This window comes from Microbulbifer variabilis, assembly GCF_052468405.1.
On the sequence record NZ_CP174343.1, the window covers coordinates 2,519,898 to 2,539,308 of the forward strand.

Consider the following 19,411-nt stretch of genomic DNA (forward strand, 5'->3'; position numbering starts at 1 on the left):
GACTTGTAGCGACGAAGGAGCGAAAAGGCGTTCCGACAACCTGCGCTTGTTATGTTTTAGTGGCACTGACAAGCTCCTCAAATCGATTCCCGAATTGCTCACCGTATCTTTCATCGACCTTTTTGATACTTTCGATTGCCTTATTTATATCGAAATCTTCAGGGCGACCTTCAATTATTGCCAAGGCTTCATTATGTAATGCGTAAGCTAAATGCGCAGATACAGCCTCACAAAGCATTTCTTTATCAGTGCTACCAAGATGATCACTAAGCAGTAAGCGCATCTCATAAACAGCCTGAGCAAGAATCTTTATTTGGGCATCCTTCTTATCCATGTTTCACTCGTTCAGAAAACATAACGCCAATGTAAACGGCAAGCGACGCAGGAGCGAATCCAGCGGAATGCCGAAGGCATGTAGCGGTGTTTAACATTTTTGTTAAATGTTTTTGTCATGCACTTTAAAGTTAGCATTAGCAACCGCCACCATCTCCACCTCCACAACCCCCATCACCACCAAAAAATCCACCACCGCCATCTCCACTGTGACCACCACGACCACTATCCGAACCTAAAAGAAAAACAAATTTGATTAGCAGTAGAATTAGAAATACGCCTACTAAAATTGGCAAGATCGTACTTTGAAATACACTTTCTGATTGAAGGTCGGTGTAGTGCCATGAAGCAACTAAACCTAAAATAAATACTATCCATGAAAACATCGTTTTAATCCTGAATGACATTTAACATTGAGCTAACCGGCAGCCAGTGCGAAGCACGCTTTTGGCTGTCCGACGGAGGTCGCATGCGGCCGGAGTGTAGTTAAGCTTTTTGTTAGGCATGCTCTCTACTCAGCTACTGAACACGAGTAACGCTCCCTTTATTTGAAAACAATAAATGCTTTGCACGCTTCGTGGTAATACCCCAATCGTCGATTTCCCACCGCCTATCGCCTGCCTCGGTTAGAAATAGAATGGTACTCCAAGACTCAGAATTACTCCAAGTCTCTGCCTTAACTAGGGCGCCGCTTATGGAGTAGTCACTAAAGCTATCTCCGTCTCGCTCACTTAGCAAAATGGTGCCGTCATTGATGAGAGATTCTATGATGTTGGTTACATCAATAGAACCGTGGTCCCACTTCTCAAACTCCCATTTTAGCTCTATCAGCGATGACTCCTCTGATGCATTTAGAGCGACAAGGAAGTAAGCATCTTGCTCGGTGATTATTTTCATATGATGCCTAACACCCCACACAGGGGCAGATAAATAAGCACAGCGTTTTGGTTGTCGCTGCGGCTTATTATGTTTCATCGATGGGCTCAACTAACCATCGACCTTTATCTAAATATGCCACATAGCCGGGCTTTAGATCTTTAAATCCAGCTATCCATGGAAATTTCGTAAACAAGCACCCCATACACACGATCATTCCGTCACTTGCATCTTCGGTGGTATTGCACATGAACTGCCAATCACCATCCTTCCAGTGGTGAACCTCAACAATGGGCTGCTCTCCGCTCATGACCAACTTGGTGGTAACTGCCCCTACATTGTCATCAAAATCGAATGGCCAGTCTTCTGGGCTGAAGGAATGTTTATGTGCTTCTACTTTATTCATGACAAAACATAACGCCTAGATCAGGTGCGCCGTGGGCGTCACCTGGATTTTTGTTAGGTGAACATTGCTCCGTTGTTGCAAGCCCAAGATCTATATAAGCGATTATGTAACCGTATTCCTTCTTTGTTAGCTCACCAATAGTATATTTTTCCTTTACCAGTTTATGTGACCACTGACGACCACATGGTGCATTGGGAATCGTTGTATTAATTTCAAGCAAGTAGGTTTCGTTTATTTTATAGCCTTTTTTGACAGCTGCTTTAGCACACAAACTTAAAGAATACTCAACTGCATACTTATCAATAGTAGGATTACCAATAAACTCTATATCACATGCAAGTTTTCGATCTCCTTGTGAGTCAAAGTAATACAATTTACCAGTACTCGTGCATCCTGCCAGAAATAAGGCAATGACAATGAAAACTATTTTCAAATTTTTCAATGATATTCCTTGTTCACCTAACGCCCCGCACAGGGGCAGACAAATAAGCGCAGTGTTTTGGCTGTCCCTGCGACCAACGGGAGCGCCTGCTGCGGTTTGTAAACTACTTTGTATAAGAGCATATGAAATTAGAACTGTTGCAGCCAAGGCTCCCAGTAGGATGGGGATTAGGAAAACCCAAGCTATAGGCCGCCACCCGTCACTCCATATAATAGAACCCTCAAAATGGTTTATAGGTCCATAAGTTAAAACAATAAACAGTCCTAAATTCGTCCACACCCACAGCATTAACAGTAATGCCGTCGAGACAGGAGACCAACCTATAAAAGGAAGAAAAAAGGACACAACTAATAACCACCTGAATGGATAAAGCTTAAGTGCAACCTTTGTATAAAAATCAGTAAATAGTCTCATAGTGCATACAACAGTTAACGCTTCAAACGGGGGCGCGCGGTAGCGCGTCCCGGCCCGAAGGGCCCTTGCTGCTTTGTCTTGTTAAGTGTTTACCCCAGCCCAGACCTACTACATATGATGAAAGCAACGCAAAACCGATGCTAAAAAACGCTAATGACTCAGCGTAGTCTTGATTGGCGTAAGCCATGAAGAGCGATAAAATCACTAGCGGCAGGCTTAAAATAATAGCACACGCTAATACGGCATAGATTGCTTGAACTCCATTTGCTTTTCCGTACCACAAGCCAACACAAATACCTGCAATTAGCCCAGACAAACAAATTGCATCTTGACCGGAATATGTTCCTGCCAATTTATAGAACCCAATAGTTCCTACCCCTATAAAAAGAAGCATCAATCCTAAAATTTTGAAAATGTGCTTGATCATGTTTTTACACTTAACGCCCGGCGTACAAGCAAAGCAGGTAGTGCTTTGTCCAACCACACGAAGTGTGGCGATTGTGCCGCCACTTGTTAAGTGTTGATGTACTGCCTGTACTCTTCATGGACATCATTGTCTATTTCCACACCTCTGTTACCGCCATACAGACGGTCATTTTTATCTTTACGGGGCCCGGATATCCAATAGTGGTCACCAGACTCGACCTCGAAGTAATTTGCTTTAAAGCCACTACCTTTAAGGCTTTGAAATTTCATTCCTCGATAGTAAAGCGTTTTTCCTGACTTTGATAAGTAAACACGACCAATACGAGCCTCACCTTCTAGGCCGCCCGACTTATCTTCGATATACATTATTTTAGAGCGAGATAGCTTGAATTCTGAAGGAAGTTTCTCTCCCTCAAATTCTCGCTCTTCTTGCTTTCCTTGATGTCTACTCATGGATTTTACACATAACGCCGCCGACAGGGGCAGCTTACCTTATGCGTCTTTTGCGCGAAAATGGGTGCAAAGCGACCCACGCGAAAGGCGCATAAGGTAAGCTGCCCCGCGGAGGGCCGGAGGCCCAGAGCAAATTGCCCGACCTTGTTATGGAGCCCTACCACGAGACTTGATCCATGGCATTCCTGTACGAAGAAAGAGTTTTATAAGTAGCCACTTTAAGAGGTAGCTTTTGCCTCAATACCTGGTATAGAAATACTGGCACTAGCCAAAATACAAAGGTTATTCCCTGCACCACCAATCCGACAATTACTATTTCATTCTCGAAACCTTCGACTAGAAAGAAGAATAACACCAGTAAATTGATGCAACCCACTGCCCATAGAGCTCGGCGGGCATCCTTCACCAATACATCATCTACTACTTCTTTTTGTTTATTGCTCATAGTTGAAAAGCTTCATAACGCCCGCGTCATTTGCCGCAGCGAAGCGGAGGTCAAATGCACGCACTTGTTACGTTTTTATTCAGAACTAGCATAGATTTTTTCTAGTTCGACCACTCTCATTTCACTTAATCGGCGTTTACAGAATGCCATATGTAATCGGTAACCACTGAAGTTTTCAAGTCCGTCCATTTCATTTATAAGTGCACAGTGTGAATCCCTATATGAGCGCCACACAGCTGAGGTTGATTTAAAGCGTTCTATTAATTCGTTTCCATCGGCAGCTTTACTTAGTTTCTCAATAATCTCTGCGTCTAGAGCATCAATTCTTCTTTCAGCTATCATATTATGAGCCCAACCACATTGTGCCGCCCCCCATTTACCACCAGCATCGTCGCATGGATCGTAAATATTCAACTTAATGCACTTTATTAGAATCTCCTGATCTTTAGTTGCCCTACATGACTGCCGATCAATCGAAAACGATTCTAAGTCACTCCCGCTCCATAAAAGTTCTCTGAGCTCTGCTGTGCGTTGCTTGTATGCCGAGATGCAACTCTTTTCATCTTTACATGCATCATTCCGCTTTTTAATCCAGCTAATCTGCTCTTTCTTAATCTCCAACGACTTTTGCCCTGCAAATGTCGACATGACAGACTTATAGACAGCTGATAGATTTTCATCATAAGATCCAAGTCGCCTATTAGAACAGATCAATAATTCAGAACTGGTAGAAGCCTTCTCACAATCAAAGCTTGTGGCAAAAATATCAGGTGAGCTAACAATCAAAAAAGCAATTAATGTAAAGAAACTAATTTTCATTAAATATCCTTATCGCACGTAACGTCTCAAACACCGGCATGATGAAGTTGGCGGCTTTTTTGGAACAAAAAAGGGGACAGCTTTGACTTGTTAACCATTGCCCTCATACCTTAGCCAAGTGCTACCAAGAACAATGGAATCGAACTTGATACCTTTTTCTGTAACTTCCATTTCATAAGGCGGATCTACAGCTGTGGCTGATATTTTCTTGCCCGATAATGAAAAAAGGAAGCATTCTAACTCACCAGTTTCAAGCACATACTCTTTATGCCTACTTAAACCCCAAAAGAGGCACATATTCTCAATACCTATGAGTTTGCTGTCTCTTGTAGATACCCGGGCACTAATGGAGCCACAACCTAAGAACAAAACACCTGTTTCAGGCACGTACAACACTTCCTGAGATACACCCGATGAGCACGACTCCCAGAAAACATAAATAGTCAGATAATCATTGAAGGTAATGGTAGATAAAGTGTTATTTTCAGAGTTACTTGACTCAATAAATATATCTTTATCTCGGCACCAACTGGGATCGGAGCACTCTTCATGCTCTATCTTGATTTCTGCGTCATTTATTGTGATTTTGCTCGATATCATTTTTTATGGTTAACGCCCGGCTTAGGGGCGGACTTGGAGTTCTTTGTGATGTGCTAGCCTAGCGATAAGCACATAAGCAAACAACGGAAAGGCCGACCCAGCCATGCGTCTTTTTACATGGCGACTACAGCCGTTTGTTAAGCGATGCCACCTAAACACCAAAATAGCTACTTACAGCTGCTGTTAATAACAGCAAGCCAAAGAATACAAACATATTTTTAGCAGCCTTACACCTATAAATCTTACCTTTTTCATTCAACCCTCTTGGTACCCACAGAGAGTTAAAAAAGTTAAACCTTACAAATGAACTCTGATTAGTTACATCCTTATTTCTATTTACAGATGCTTTAAACATAAAATAAATACCTTTAAAAAAGCACAACCCACCAATTACTATCGTAACGGCTAGCAAAATGGTTGAAATGACGGCTCCAGCTAATTCCATAGTTTACCGCTTAACAGTTTATTAATGAGCCAATGGCTAACTATCCATTTGGCCACTATTTCTGGGAGGGAGCTTCCAAGCTCCACAGAAAAGCCTATACATACAGCAGGTTATAAATTTTTGTCTAAATAGTAACCAGAGATAGTGAGCCATTGGCTCAAGTCGCCTGGCTCGCCCCCCGCTCTTGAACACATTTTACCCATAATTAAATCAATAAGTTAGGGGGGAATTTCTGAAGATGTAAGCCATGGCTCTATAATTTGAGCTTTCGCACCGGCGGCACGCCCTCTCCACTACTGAAAACCACAGCTAGTATCACCCGCTCGGAATCGCTATAGCCACAATCGAGTTATGCACAGCCAGACGGTTAGCCACTTCGACAATGCAGCTCGCTACCAAATCAGCGGCATGGTCGGCGACGATTACCGGCTGGCCCGCATCGGTCTGCAGAGTCTTGATGGTTACATAAACGCTGGACATCAGATCACCAGCGCCATCAGTCTGTACATTATTCTGATCATCAATGACGGCAATGGTGCATTTAAGCACTGCAGCCGCTTGAGCATCGCTATTGGTGGGCTCTGTGATCTGGGTTACCGTTGCACGCACAATAGTGCCCGCACTGTGGCCGTCATCGATGGTGTAGGCGAACTGCCAGGCCACCAAGCCTGGCACTGTTATCGGGGAAAAGCTGTGCATTATCTATCCCTTTGCTTAATCAGATTTATGTACGCCGTTGTGAGTGATTATGCGGTGTAATGGATTTTCGCCAGCAGCTTAGCTCTTGCCACCTACAGAGACCTTGTACACAGTACGCAGGCCGGCACATTCGACCCGCTCGACGGTTTCCCACGTCAAAGGCTCATCTTCATGCAGTACACCCAGCTCAACCCCCTGACAGTTTTGAGCCTCGTACACTTGGCCAGTACGATCAGTAACGGGGGTTTCACGGCTGCAAATTACCTGGGCACCGCTTTCTGTGGTGAGCAATACACGGGGTATTTCTGGCTCTGTATTTACTGCGCCAATAATGGAGCTTCGGTGGGTGTCCTCGTCGCCTGTATCCCAGCAGTCGATCAGGGCTCCGCTTTCACAGTTGTCCGCTAGCAAACCTTCGCGCAGCCAGCTTCCTGCGGCAACGCACCAGGGGTCTCTGGGTACCGTGGTGCCGCCGCCGTTGCTCGGGGTTTTAATGGTTCCTACATTTCGGCGCCAGGTGTTACCGGCCAGCTGGTAAATGTTGGTGGTTGCGTAATAGGTAACAGCGCCGCCCTGAGTATCCGGATCATCGCACTACACGTAGTACGACAAAGACAAGCTCGGCGAACTCCTCGCTATAAATAAAAAAGACCAGTGTGAAGCCGGAAATCTTAGCTCCAGGTTTACTGACGAATGCGCAAAGCAAGTTGCAAAAGAATTGCGTGAGGAGCTGGAGCCTTTAGCAACTGAATATGGATATGTCCGGGCGGCTTGATGTTTAAGCCTCCCTCTTTAATCACGGGAGTGAGCAAAATGTCTGAGAATCTAAGTATCTGGCAGCGAGTAAAGAAAACTGACGCTCGCTTTGTAAAAGAATCAACGTTATAAGGCCGCAAAACCGCCAGTATCAACTATATAACCATGGTTGAGAAAGCCACCGAAATATCGGGATCAACCGGAATTGGTTGGGGTTATGAAATTGTGGAGAGCGAGACGACCGGAGCGCACCAATAATTGTGGAAGGTCAGGAAATTGGCCACAACCTCACCCATACAATCAGGCTCCGCCTCTGGTACATGATCGATGGAGTGGGCGGTCATGTTGAAAACTACGGCCATATACCTCGCATCTATTGGTCATATAAAATAAGTATTTTTTCGAAGATAAAGAGGCTGCCAAAAAAGTCTCTTTCTGACGCCCTCAAAAAATGCTTCTCGTTCCTCGGATTCTCTACAGACATTCATAGCGGTGCGAATACCATCAGGAGCGTCAATTAGAAAGCCAAATCGCTAATGATTTATCACTGCTTACAACTATGCGCCGTGGTGATGTGTGCAGCTTGCGGCTGGATAAGCATGTAACCGATGCTGGTATTGATAAAGGGGTTGAGAAGTCAATTAATCAACGCGGCGAGGAGAGGGCTACATATTTGCGCTGGTCTTATAATCACCACCCTGGTTTACGCCAGATAATAAACCAAGCCCGACAGCTTTCCCTTCAAAACTACCGGTGCCCTTTTGCGGTTTCATATCAACCAAAGAAAAGACAGCCGCGGGCGAAGCAAGATGAACATTAGTGCAGGTTAATGCCAGCAAGGCTATCAAACCAATTTAAAGAGGCGCGAGACACCGCAGAGGTTCGCCAGGACTTACCCAATAGCGCCAGGCCAACCTTTCACGAGTTGCGCGCCCTAGCCTCTCACCTGCTCAAGAAATCCGGTCACAGCCCGGAAGAGATTGCAGAAATATGCGCCCATACAGATGCGGAAATTACTGAGAAGTTTTATCTCGGTGGACATGAGCGGGAATACAAAGAAGTGGGTATCAGCATCGACCCAAAACTACCGCTGCGGAAGTGATTGAGAGTTTTTTACGGGGTTTTTGTACGCTCAATCGGGAAAACTGGCTGAAAGCCGCATGAGATATAGAGAAAGATGGTCGGAGCGGCCGGATTTGAACCGACGACCACCACACCCCCAGAAGCACTGGTACAAAAACCTAACCCATTGGTTTTAAAAGATTTTATAGTTGGAATAGCCGCCTATGCAAGCAGCGTCGAAAATAGTGACGAAACTGTACAGGCATACACTACTTTGCTAAGCGGTACGGTGATACCGGATTGACGCCTTAACCACCCCCTCAACTAGCAATTCTTGGCCCTCCCAGACCGGTATTGGCTTGTAATTGCCATTGGCCGACAATAGCCGGCCTCGCTTCAAGTCCAAGATTTTGCATGCCAGCTGCCCATCAAGTACCTCTACCACAACGTTTCTTACTACTCGTGCCAAAGATCAGTCAGCAGCACGAAAATTGCTATCGAAGATACCCCTACTTAGAGTTACCATTGCTGCGAGTATAGAGGACGGACTGCCTGTTAAATACTCATCATGGCTATCATCCATCTAACATCAGTCATCTACTGGGGGCGTGTAATTTACTCAGAGATAATTGTGGCCAATACAAGAGGCTGCTTAAAATACTCTTCAATATTTACTGCCACTTACTACTGCATCGTAGAGCCCATATTTCCATTGCCAATTTGCACGACAATAGCTGTTTGACCAATTCCTGTCTGTGTAGTTGAGTAACTATTATTACTACCTATTTGAGAAGTTATCGCTGTACTCAAAGTAGCTCCCGTTTGAGAGATACCTACAGTATTCATGGAACCAAATTGATTGCTAACAGCGGCGCTAGCAGTAGTCTCAATTTGAAACAAATCTGTATTATTCCCCGTACCGACTTGAATGACCGAGGCACTACTTGTGGTTGTTTGACCTTGAACAAGGGTGGCATTATTCCCTAGACCTATTTGATCAATTAGGGCACTGCTCGCTGTTACTTCACTCTGAGCAAGAAAGTTTGTATTCTGTGAGCCTGCTTGGTTGATAAAAGCAATACTAGCAATAGTATCCCCCTGAGCTAGGAAGGCTGTATTCATTGCCCCTCCTTGATTTATTAAAGCACTACTTGCAATAGTTGCACCTTGACTAGTAGTAGCATCGTTCATAGAGCCCAGCTGATTAATCCAGGCACTAGTCGCCATTGTTTCACTTTGCCCAGAAATAGCCATATTCATAGTACCAACTTGGTTAATCAAAGCACTACTGACTATGGTTGTACCTTGGCCAATATCAGCATTATTCATAGTACCTATTTGATTAATGATAGCAGCGCCTAAAGTAGTATCTACTTGCTCAGCGTATGTTATATTTCCTTGTCCTAGCTGACTAATTGAAATAAGACTAAGTGCAGTATTATCCTCTTGTATAGATTCTGAACTATTTAACTCCCCAACTTGTATATGGTTTACTGTACTATTGTTGGTGCCTGTGGTTTGAGATATATCCGAACCATTAGAAACACCAATCTGTGTTTGGGTAATGAGATTGTTATGAGTAGTTGGATCTACTTGATTTGAGTTAGCTATATTATCGGACCCAACTTGAATTAATATCGCTGTATTGTTTCCCGCAAAGGCATCTAGACCAATTACAGCAGACACGGCAGTAGCTAGAGAGATTAACTTCTTCATTAGTAACCCTTATACAATAGTTGTACACATATATACATCTTGTGGTCATCGTTGAGCACGGCAGTCATTTTCGTACGATTTTATACTACGTATCGAAATGATTGATTTAGTAGCCAGCGAACTAATACTGTATTCATCAAACAGTAAAATCATATATTGCTATGGATACTATCAGCGCATAGAAAGAGTCTGGAAAGAGCAAAACCAACCCTTACTTCAATTTATAAGGTTGGATAAATCTATCTCTGAGTTAATCAAGTAATTCTGACACCTAAAATCGTACTCAAACAAAACCAACGGGATAAGTCTTGCAGAGAACTAGGCTAGGAACCATAGGATAAAAATCTTAATTTACTAGGAAATAAGTTCATAAAAATAGTGGTTAGGTAAGTATATTGATGGAGGCCACATGAAAGCATAATTACAGCTAGAAGCGATATACTGCCACCAGCTTCCCTCGAGATAAAGGCGCTCTCACCATAAACTTCTGCACTTAGATGGCCTGAACGGGCTTATAGGGTGGCATCCACTCATCAGGGCCCTTGTCCCCCTTACTTTGATTGCGGCCATCGTCGACAAGCCACAGATTCCCAGGGTCTTCAGCAATATGCTCGACATATAAGTCAGAAGCCAGGCTGAACAATTGGCCGGTGTAAGTGTCCAGCCATAGGCCAGTATCGACCCTGCAGCGCTTAGCATTGGTGAAAGCAACCGGAGTCAGGGAAAACCGAACTAGCAGCTCATGACGGGTGCTTTGCCAGAGTCAGACCAACGTGACAGTCACTCATGGCGGTCATAGTCTTTACTGATGTTAGCCTCTATATCAAAACTGCCAGACAAAACAATAGATAAGATGATAGGTAAAATCAGACGCATGACAACTCCTCATTGTTTTGAGGAGTCGTACATGAGGAAGCTAGAAGGAGGCCCCAGATATACTAGGGCAAAAAGCGAAGACAAGCCGGAGTGGAAGAATCCGCAGTATTATTACCCCAATCGTTAATCAAATTATCGCAAAAGCTGTCAGCGAAAGGGTCTTCTAAATCAATGGGATTACCCAGAGCAACATTTTTCCTTATAGTGTTATTGGAGCTTTCAGGAAGTTGATCACTCACTAATATTCCAACAGTGCCATTATTGTTTGACGTATTCCCTCTGACAACATTATTGGAGCCTTCAATTTCAATACCTGCTGCCATATTGTGACTTGAAGTATTTTGAAAAACAAAAGCTCCACTGGTATCGACCTCAATACCATGTAAATCATTCTCCAGCAAGGTATTGTAGGTGATAGTCCCGTTTAAACCTTCAAAATCAATACCGGCCGAGGCACTACCTACAACCTCATTTAAGGTGACTGTTACGGAGTTACCTTCGACTATTATTCCCTCACCTCCAGAGTCAATCACTGTATTTTGAATGATAAAATTGTTATCGCCATTTGAATCAATTCCATCATCCCCATCCACCTTATTTCCAAGGATCGTATTTCCCTGGATAAGGTTAAAATTACTGTCAACTTGTATAGCATCGTCAACCAAATAATCGAGAATTTCAACATAAAGGATAGAGTGAAATCCTAATCCCCCTACCAGAATACCCCCTGGGCAGTTAGAAATAGTTCCACCAGTTACTGAGTGAGAACTACCCTTAATAAATATCCCGAATTTTTCATTGGTGACACTGCCAGTACATGTAATCCCACCATCACCAATCATCCTTAAATTTCCGCCTGGACCAGCAATAGTGAGAGCATAAGGATTCGCATCAGACAGCTCACATTGAAGGTTTTCCGTAAGGATGGCGGGTGTTTTGATCACATCATAACAGCTTACAGCCAAGGACTGAGAGGATATTCCTATTGATAGTGTGCCAAGTGCGATGGGCCATAAACTAAAGGCAGGCACTTTTAAAATCATTTTTTAACTCCTTTTGACTAAGTCAATATTAATATCGATTACAGATTAGAAGTTAAATACCATTTCCGCTAATTAAACACCCAAATAGCCCTCGCCATGAAGGTGGCGGCCGGCTTGGTTATCAAATGTTCATCGTGGTAGCCACTCATGGCGGTCGTAGTCGCTACTACTGTTAGCCTCAACCTCAAGGCAGCCAGATAAAACGGCAGAAAAGACGATCGGTAGAATCAGGCGCATAACACCCTCTCTCTATTATTTTGAAGGATCGTACAGAAAGCCAACTATTGGGACAAATACAACCTGTCACAGCGATAACGCTGGCGTCATGAGTGGAGGCGCGACAGTGCCGAATCCTGTGCACACCGTTGTTAAGCTATATTTCACTCAGTTCAATATTTTTTACCACAATCGAGTACGCATTCTGCCAAACGTAATTAGTTGAGCGCTCCAAAAGGGGTTTATCATTAGTAGCTAGCTGAGTTCGCATATCAGCTATGTTAACAACTATTTTAAATAGTTTTTTTATCTCTGGTTTTATACTCGGCTCGAAATATAGAACACTTATCACACCAAGCAAGTCGTTCCGGATTGACAGATTTATTCCATCCAGATTATCTTCCTTTAGATTAGGAAGGTAAAATTTTCCAAACTCAGAGGACATTCCGAGAACCGGAGTTAGTTTCCACTGCTTGTCGACACCCGACATTATCATCAAATGATATCTGAATTTTTTCGCCAAAGTACAAAGCTCATAGAGATGCAGAACCCATCTATAGTTTTTGCCATTTAGGTTTTCTCTTATTTGACCATAAAGTGTTACAACCTTAATAATGCGCTGCTTGATGTCATCATCTATACTCAATGTGCCATTTATTAAAACATAAATTCTATTAAAGCTAATGAGCGGGCTGGCTAGACTAAACACGGGCAAATAAATAATATCGTCAAATTTGGCACCATCTGAAAGTTCATATGTAGGAATTTTGCACTCAGAACTTACAAATTTTATGAAGTCTTCACTCAGTGCGTGCCTTACTGCAATCAGATTTGTTTGAGCCGTTTTTTCTACGGTAAGAAGTGCAATTTTTCCAGCCAGTAATATCAAAAAAGTTCCGACTGTAGTCAATGGGAATTTGAATATTTCAAGAAATCTATTAAATCCCTCGTAACTCAGATCGCAAATCAGATTCCCATTGGTAATGATGATAACAAAAGACGCTATCGCGATGATTGCTACTAGAACTAGCGAAGCATTATACAGGGTCTTTATTTGTAGCTCCCCGAATCTCATGAAACGCTCCATGTGATTAAGACTTAACGCTCCAAGCTACGGTGCGAAGTGTCTGACAGACTTGGGTTGTTATGTAACTGTCTTATATAAACTTCAAAGTTCTTTGACATATTCACCAATTACCACTCCCTGAAGAAAGGCGTTAATTTCTTGGACTCAGCTTCTTTGCTGCTTTATTTATTGGTGCACGGCCAGCACCTTTTCACCCCAAATACAAATATACGCATGGTATATTCATCTCTTGGGTGAAAGCACCAATAATATTCATGAAACCATGTTTACACTTGGCTCCAACAACCACACCGGCCAACAAATCAAAAAATGGTAATTCAATCGACCCATCTTCATCACCGGCAACAACGAAACGATATTTATTTTCTGTTGACCAATTAATATGCTTATAGACAAAGTACATATCATAGAAATCTTCAATTTTTTGGCGAAGTGATTGCTGAAATTTTCCCCTGCATATACTGAGGTCATTGACAGACGCTCCTTTCTCTTTAGCAGGAAGTCTCTTTCCATAACGAACAGGGCCATGAAGTAGCTTATCACCCGGACTTAACTCTCGCTTAAATCCTTATGCTAAAATATCTTTGTCATAAATTAAGCATACTCCTTGATGGTTGTCCCCATAAATTGCCCACATGCGAGGCTTCTAATGCCGACTAGAACAATAATTTAGTGGATTGAATTCAGGGGATCCCCATTCGCTCTGATCATCACTTGATAAACAAACTACCTTAGCCTTGTTTTTACCTAGAATCCATTTGAACAATAAGGAATCCCCAAGGATAAAATTCTGTCAAGGTGACCTTAATCACCCACTAGGAATCACCATCGCCGCAATTGAGCTGTGCACAGCCAGGCGGTTGGCCACTTCAACAATACAACTCGCTACTAAATCAGCAGCGTGATCAGCGACGTTTACCGGCTGGCCTGCATCGGTCTGCAGAGTTTTGGTGGTTACATAAACGCTGGACATCAGATCACCGGCAGCATCAGTCTGTACGTTGTTGTGTTCATCAATAACTGCAATGGTGCATTTCAGTACGGCAGCGGCTTGGGCGTCGTTATTGGTAGGTTCAGTAGCCTGGGTTACCGTTGCACGTACAATAGTGCCGGCGCTGTGGCCGTCATCGATGGTGTAGGCGAACTGCCAGGCTTCCAGGCTCGGTACGGTTTTCGGGGAAAAGCTGGGCATTGAGGGTTCCTTTGCTTAATCAGATTTATGTACGCCGTTATGGGTGATGATGCGGTGCTGGGGATCGATACCGGCGGCATAACTCTTACCACCTACAGATATTTTGTACACGGTACGCAGGCCGGCACATTCGACCCGCTCGACACGCTCCCAGGTGAGCGGCTCCTCTTCATGCAGTACACCCAGCTCAACGCCCTGACAGTGCTGCGCCTCGTATACTTGGCCTGCACTGTCGGTGACGGGGGTTTCACGGCTGCAAATTACCTGGGCACCGCTTTCTGTGGTGAGCAATACGCAGGGTATTTCTGGTTCTGCATCTACCCCGCCAATAATGGGGCTTAAGTGGGTATCGCTGTCGCCAGTATCCCAGCAATCGATCAGGTCGCCGCTTTCACAGTTATCCGCTAGCAAACCCTCGCGCAGCCAACTGCCTGCGGCAACGCACCAGGGGTCTCTAGGGACTGTGGTTCCACCTCCATTGCTCGGGGTTGTAATGGTGCCTATACCTCGGCGCCAGGTGCTGGCAGCCAGCTGGTAAATGTTTGTGGTCGCGTAATAGGTAACAGCGCCGCCCTGAGTGCCTGGATCATCACAGTACACATAATATTTAGTGCTGAAGGACAAACCAGTGATACTGCCACTGTTGTAATTAATAGTGCCGAAACCAAACTGCACTGAGTGCGCGGCAATCGTGATTTTTGCGGTACTGCCATCATCAGAGGCGGACAGTGCGGAACTGGTTGGCAGACTAGCGATACCGGATTGAATCATCGGCAGATTTCGCTGGTCCTGCACCTCAATCACGTCAACTTTTACATAGTCGAGAATGACGCGCCCTTTTTTATTGGGGTAGTTGACGTAAAAGAGAGGAGAAAATGATCGCACATTGGCATGTAACTTAGCGGGGTTGCCGATATGATTAGCTCCAAGGGTTCCACTGTAAACCGCGTTAGCTGTCGAATTCCCTTTAAAGTAAGCAACATAGGTTTGCCAGCTACTCAGCGGTGGCGTATAACCGGCTGTAAGAATGTAATGCTGGCTACTGTAACTATTAGTTCCAACTCCGCTACACAAGGCCCCGCTACTGTCATAACCAACTAGGCCGCAGTGCATGGTCCGGTCTGTATCTCCTTCGCTGTATACCAGCATGCGCGCCTCGATGCGGTACAACTTATCCGGATCGAATGGCACACGCTCCTTTGAGTGGAAGTAGACCATCCCATCAGAACTACTATTCCCCAGAAGTGCAGCACTGCTGCCGATTTTCAGGGGCGAAGATCCGCCAGCGCTTGTATAGTCCTGCACAGCACCAGAACCAAAAGCTTTAGTCCACGCATCCAGCCAGCTCAAATCAGAAAAATCCTCTAAAAAGGTATTCCGCATGGAGCGGATCTGCGCGCGCTCCTGTGCGGTAGCGCCAACGGTCGCACCGTCCTCTGGTTTATTGGCCCCGTAGATTTCTTCCCAGTCTGCACGGGCTCCGGCAATTTGATCGATCTTAATCAAGACCTTTTGTCGTGTGCTGTATACCGCCTGCCATTTGGCTTTCCAGGTGTTTCGATCGATGCTGGTGACTGTTGAGGTGTTACTCAAACCTGCACCGCTAAGATAACTGGAGAGTGCTGTTATTGCGCCGCTGTAGTTGGTTTTCTCAGCGGTAATGCCGTAGCTATTGGCCTGCCCTTCGATATCGCCCTGCTCTGCCAGGATCTGGTTGTATTCGCGCACCGCGGTTAATTTCTCGGTGGGGTGCAGTTTGCCATCTGCGGCAATATTGCTGAGGTCTAAAAGAGCAGCGGCGGCATCGGTTTTGGCTTCAGCAGCAGCATTGGCGGCGGCCTCGGCTTTGGCATCCGCTGCAGACACGCCTAGTAATGCCTCGGGGTCACCACTACCGCCGAGGGTAACCACAAGGCCATCGTATGTGCCGCCATCTGCAGCGTTAGACCAGATAGAGATTTCATTGGCACCGGCCTGCAGAGTGACTGGGAAGGAGTACCATTGAGTTGCGTCATTCGACCCACTCATTACCCCAACCTGTACACCATTCAAACCAACGCGTGGACCGCCCTCGGCATCGTATGCCAACACATGGATAAAGCCGTTCCCAGCAGTGGCATTAAACGAATACTTAGTACCCCCGGCATAGTTGGTATTCGTGGGCCAAAGTAACCCGGTAGGCCGGCCATCCCACTGAAACTGCAGTGTGGCCCCGACCATGCCAGCCTCTCGTGCTTGTTGGGCGATAGCGTTAAGTAAAACCTGGCGTGCGCTGTAGGCCGCTTCCCAGTTGGCATTCCAAATGGTGCGGCTGATAGAAGTGCTTTCTGAGGTGTTGTTCCAGGTTGGAGACAGACCATTCAAGTAGCTGGTGAGTGCTGCCAGGTTGCCGGAGTAGTTTCCTTTTTCTATTACCAGTCCGGCACCGTCAGCCTGCGCTTCAATACCCGCTTGCTCTGCCTGAAGCTGGGCATACTCACGAATCACGATGAGCTTTTCGTTTTGATGTAAAACACCATCGGCGGCGATGTTATCCAGGTCTGCCAACGCGGCATCAGCATCCGCCTGAGCGGCTTCGGCCTTGTCGATTGCCTGTTGTACTTCAGGATCCAGCGCGGGGTCTTCGTAATCGGTATAGGGTATGCGTGACTTGGGCACAAACATCAGGCGCGCGGCATTGGTGCCTAAACAGGTGCCCCCGTGCCCCGCATTACCGGGGCTATCCGGGCTTTCCCCATAACAGGCGATTATTTTGCTGTTACTGAGTATTGGCATGGGGTTCTGGATACCGTCTATCAACAGCACTATGCCCCCGGGCGCACCACCGCCGCCACTGCCTCCAGGCACCTGAATTACATTGCTATCACCAGTAGTACCGGGGCTGCCATCTTCGCCAGAGTTTTCTATTTTGCCGCCGACGCCAATGGCGATACCCCGCGCGATTACAACAATACCAGCACCACCCTTGCCACCTAAGCCACCGCGTCCGCTGGGTTCATAACTGCCATCAAAGGAATAGAAAGACGAGTGGCCACCGCGAGCTCCACCAGAACCCGCTAGATCATCGGGGAGGCCTTGTAGATCTCCGCCGTTATTCTCGATATTGAGGGACGGCATTACCTCATTGCGGCCTTTGACAGTTTTTCCCCAAGCCCCTCTGGCCGTTCCTCGGTTGACAATCTCTTGGGCATTTTTTAACTGGCCAGCACCGCCGTAACAGGAGCCGAGAAAGCCCACGCCATTATTGGTGGGGATTCCTTGTAAAGTGCCGTCAATTTGCAATACACCGCGCACCCGCAGCTCAATATTGCCACTCACAGAAAGGGTGCGTGCTGCAGGTATCGTAAGATCACCCGGGTAATAATAAATTGTGCGGCTATCGCCATTTCCAGCCAAAGTACCATCAGCAGTTAAAAAGCCGCTGGCATCGATACTCAGGCCACTGGCCGTCATAGCCCCACCTTCAGCGCTGTACCAGGCATCCGGCAATTCTGCGCTGGTGCTATCGGCCTGATCGGCAATCATGCCTGCAGGCTGGTAGCTGCCGAATAGATCTACGGATACTGCACCGCTCACCTGATCGATACTGATGCGCTGTACTTCCATAGCGCGGTTCAGAGTGCCGTTGTCTACGTTCTGGGAGTGGTCACGCAACTGCGGCAGGCTCACCCGTACAATATCCCCTACTTCCAGGTCGTTGTTACTAGGCAATAAACCCAAGCGCAGGCTTAATGGTGGGCCAGCAAACCGATCCCGCAGGGCATCGAAGGTGTTTTTAATCGTGGTATAGGTGTGACGGGAATTGTGCAGACCCCGAAACTTTAAACTGTGTTGTTTTGCTTCGCCATGCACGGCAACAGAATCCGCATCGATCAAATTATTAGAGCGCAAGAATTTGCCGTCGAATCCGGGCTGCTCAAACCAGCTCCACTGCACCGAGAAAACATTGCGCACCCCGGCCAGGTTGTATTTCAATTCACCCAGTCTTTTCACATCATCAGGGCCGATGGTGGCCACAGTGCCGGATTCAGCCAGTACCCCAGCCATACGGCGAAAGCCCAGTTGGCCGGCGGCATTAACCGGCATAAAAGCGCCGAGTAACAAATTAATTTCGGTCTCTATAAATTTTTTACCATCGGTTTTTTCCAGACCATCAAAGCGCAGGATCTTGCCCTTGCTGTGGTCGCCCGGCTTGTACCAATCTGCACCGATATTCTCGAACTCATCCAGCACCACAAAGGCAGGATCTATGCCCAGGTGCCAATTACTGGGTAGTACGTTATTAGTGCCGAGAATCTGCCCGGTCAGCAATGCATAGGCCAGTTGGGGGCCAGGGCCCTCCAGATAGATAAACTCCTCAACCTCAACGCCGCTTTCATCGTCGCTGTCTTCGGGCAACGCATGGTCTCGGGCAAAGGTGCCGAACAGGCCACGTGTGCAGTTGGTAAAGCTACTGCTGGTTTTACCGGTTGCGCGCACAATCTCGAAACCGTCCTGATATTTAATTTTCAGGTAATACACCGATTGGCCAGGGGCATCACCATAGGCCAGAGTATGCGGATTGGCTTCAAAGCTGCTGGTATCGAATACCTGTAGGGTGGTATCTGCTTTGCCAAAATTAGCAGCCAGGCGCGTGGTATTGGGTACAAAAATATCGCGGCGCATCTCACGCTGAATATCCCGGCAGCGCACGCGGTAGATGCCCTCAGCGTAGGAAATGGATTCCTCGGCAATCTGGGTTTGTTCCAGGCGAAAATCCGCCCAGTCGAGTCCGGCAAAACCCTGATACAGACGTACCGTGCGGCCCTTAATGCCTTTACCCTGCTCCAGCTCATCGCGCAGTACATAAGACAGCTGGCCACCGATATCCACGACTTCAAATGAAATAGCTCCAATTTCTGCGCGACCCTGTTCAGGAACTAACTTTTGACTGGTTGCACTGCATTTATTTAGCGCACCATGAATGGCATTGGCTGGAAGGCCGGGAATATTGTTATGGCTGGTGATATACAATGGCAGGTCATAGCCGATCTCAATGACCAGGCGCAACTCACGCTGTGCAGCTTGATTATGTAGATCGAAGATCTCAGAATTGTTGCGCACTC

Annotated in this window: 21 protein-coding genes; 1 reads left to right on the forward strand and 20 read right to left on the reverse strand. The window is 46.0% G+C overall.

The genetic code is table 11. The features are described 5' to 3' along the window. Nucleotides 1-49 precede the first annotated feature (49 nt). The 13 genes from ACJJJB_RS11525 to ACJJJB_RS11585 all read right to left on the reverse strand — a co-directional run bounded on the left by ACJJJB_RS11525 (nt 50) and on the right by ACJJJB_RS11585 (nt 6,769). Entirely contained in the window at nt 50-334 is a 285-nt protein-coding gene (locus ACJJJB_RS11525; RefSeq protein WP_445364947.1) for a hypothetical protein, read from the reverse strand. A 136-nt stretch (nt 335-470) separates the two neighbouring features. Beyond that, nucleotides 471-719 (reverse strand): hypothetical protein, encoded by a 249-nt coding sequence (locus ACJJJB_RS11530; RefSeq protein WP_445364948.1) that lies wholly within the window; start codon nt 717-719, stop codon nt 471-473. Between the two features lie 133 nt (nt 720-852). Further along, nucleotides 853-1,230: a hypothetical protein gene (locus tag ACJJJB_RS11535; protein ID WP_445364949.1), complete on the reverse strand. Its 378-nt coding sequence runs from the start codon at nt 1,228-1,230 to the stop codon at nt 853-855. A 67-nt stretch (nt 1,231-1,297) separates the two neighbouring features. Next, a complete protein-coding gene (locus ACJJJB_RS11540; RefSeq protein WP_445364950.1) occupies nt 1,298-1,615 on the reverse strand; it encodes a hypothetical protein in 318 nt (105 codons plus the stop codon). Then, nucleotides 1,608-2,471, reverse strand: a complete 864-nt coding sequence (locus ACJJJB_RS11545) for a hypothetical protein (protein ID WP_444946469.1) — start codon at nt 2,469-2,471, stop codon at nt 1,608-1,610. Before ACJJJB_RS11545 ends, ACJJJB_RS11540 begins: the two co-directional genes overlap by 8 nt. Nucleotides 2,472-2,493: 22 nt before the next feature. Further along, entirely contained in the window at nt 2,494-2,898 is a 405-nt protein-coding gene (locus tag ACJJJB_RS11550) for a hypothetical protein (RefSeq protein WP_445364951.1), read from the reverse strand. A gap of 86 nt (nt 2,899-2,984) precedes the next feature. Next, nucleotides 2,985-3,350 carry a hypothetical protein gene (locus ACJJJB_RS11555; RefSeq protein ID WP_282953005.1) on the reverse strand — a complete coding sequence of 122 codons (366 nt, stop codon included), beginning with the start codon at nt 3,348-3,350 and terminating at the stop codon, nt 2,985-2,987. A gap of 157 nt (nt 3,351-3,507) precedes the next feature. Next, entirely contained in the window at nt 3,508-3,795 is a 288-nt protein-coding gene (locus ACJJJB_RS11560; RefSeq protein ID WP_282953004.1) for a hypothetical protein, read from the reverse strand. A 75-nt stretch (nt 3,796-3,870) separates the two neighbouring features. Beyond that, nucleotides 3,871-4,614, reverse strand: coding sequence for a lysozyme inhibitor LprI family protein (locus tag ACJJJB_RS11565; protein WP_445364952.1), 744 nt, complete (start codon nt 4,612-4,614; stop codon nt 3,871-3,873). 90 nt (nt 4,615-4,704) lie between these two features. Next, nucleotides 4,705-5,214 carry a hypothetical protein gene (locus tag ACJJJB_RS11570; RefSeq protein WP_444946466.1) on the reverse strand — a complete coding sequence of 170 codons (510 nt, stop codon included), beginning with the start codon at nt 5,212-5,214 and terminating at the stop codon, nt 4,705-4,707. A 151-nt stretch (nt 5,215-5,365) separates the two neighbouring features. Beyond that, nucleotides 5,366-5,659: a hypothetical protein gene (locus ACJJJB_RS11575; RefSeq protein ID WP_282953001.1), complete on the reverse strand. Its 294-nt coding sequence runs from the start codon at nt 5,657-5,659 to the stop codon at nt 5,366-5,368. 315 nt (nt 5,660-5,974) lie between these two features. Next, entirely contained in the window at nt 5,975-6,358 is a 384-nt protein-coding gene (locus ACJJJB_RS11580) for a hypothetical protein (RefSeq protein WP_444946465.1), read from the reverse strand. 78 nt (nt 6,359-6,436) lie between these two features. Then, nucleotides 6,437-6,769 carry a hypothetical protein gene (locus ACJJJB_RS11585; protein ID WP_444946464.1) on the reverse strand — a complete coding sequence of 111 codons (333 nt, stop codon included), beginning with the start codon at nt 6,767-6,769 and terminating at the stop codon, nt 6,437-6,439. Between the two features lie 1,174 nt (nt 6,770-7,943). On the opposite strand from ACJJJB_RS11585, the gene ACJJJB_RS11590 reads away from it, so the two are divergent. Further along, nucleotides 7,944-8,216: a site-specific integrase gene (locus ACJJJB_RS11590; RefSeq protein WP_444946463.1), complete on the forward strand. Its 273-nt coding sequence runs from the start codon at nt 7,944-7,946 to the stop codon at nt 8,214-8,216. Nucleotides 8,217-8,860: 644 nt separating this feature from the next. Here ACJJJB_RS11590 and ACJJJB_RS11595 read toward each other — a convergent pair. From ACJJJB_RS11595 to ACJJJB_RS11625, 7 genes are all read right to left on the reverse strand, one after another. Further along, on the reverse strand, nt 8,861-9,892 hold the full coding sequence (locus tag ACJJJB_RS11595; protein WP_282952996.1) for a hypothetical protein: 1,032 nt from the start codon (nt 9,890-9,892) through the stop codon (nt 8,861-8,863). Between the two features lie 938 nt (nt 9,893-10,830). Beyond that, entirely contained in the window at nt 10,831-11,811 is a 981-nt protein-coding gene (locus ACJJJB_RS11600; protein ID WP_444901259.1) for a right-handed parallel beta-helix repeat-containing protein, read from the reverse strand. Nucleotides 11,812-12,184: 373 nt separating this feature from the next. Continuing rightward, complete coding sequence (locus ACJJJB_RS11605) at nt 12,185-13,102, reverse strand: hypothetical protein (protein WP_445364953.1); 918 nt, start codon at nt 13,100-13,102, stop codon at nt 12,185-12,187. 202 nt (nt 13,103-13,304) lie between these two features. Then, nucleotides 13,305-13,517 (reverse strand): hypothetical protein, encoded by a 213-nt coding sequence (locus tag ACJJJB_RS11610; RefSeq protein WP_445364954.1) that lies wholly within the window; start codon nt 13,515-13,517, stop codon nt 13,305-13,307. Between the two features lie 165 nt (nt 13,518-13,682). Then, on the reverse strand, nt 13,683-13,751 hold the full coding sequence (locus tag ACJJJB_RS11615; protein WP_445366285.1) for a DUF2971 domain-containing protein: 69 nt from the start codon (nt 13,749-13,751) through the stop codon (nt 13,683-13,685). A 171-nt stretch (nt 13,752-13,922) separates the two neighbouring features. Then, a complete protein-coding gene (locus ACJJJB_RS11620; RefSeq protein WP_445364955.1) occupies nt 13,923-14,306 on the reverse strand; it encodes a hypothetical protein in 384 nt (127 codons plus the stop codon). A gap of 15 nt (nt 14,307-14,321) precedes the next feature. Next, nucleotides 14,322-19,409, reverse strand: coding sequence for a hypothetical protein (locus ACJJJB_RS11625; protein ID WP_445364956.1), 5,088 nt, complete (start codon nt 19,407-19,409; stop codon nt 14,322-14,324). Nucleotides 19,410-19,411 lie beyond the last annotated feature (2 nt).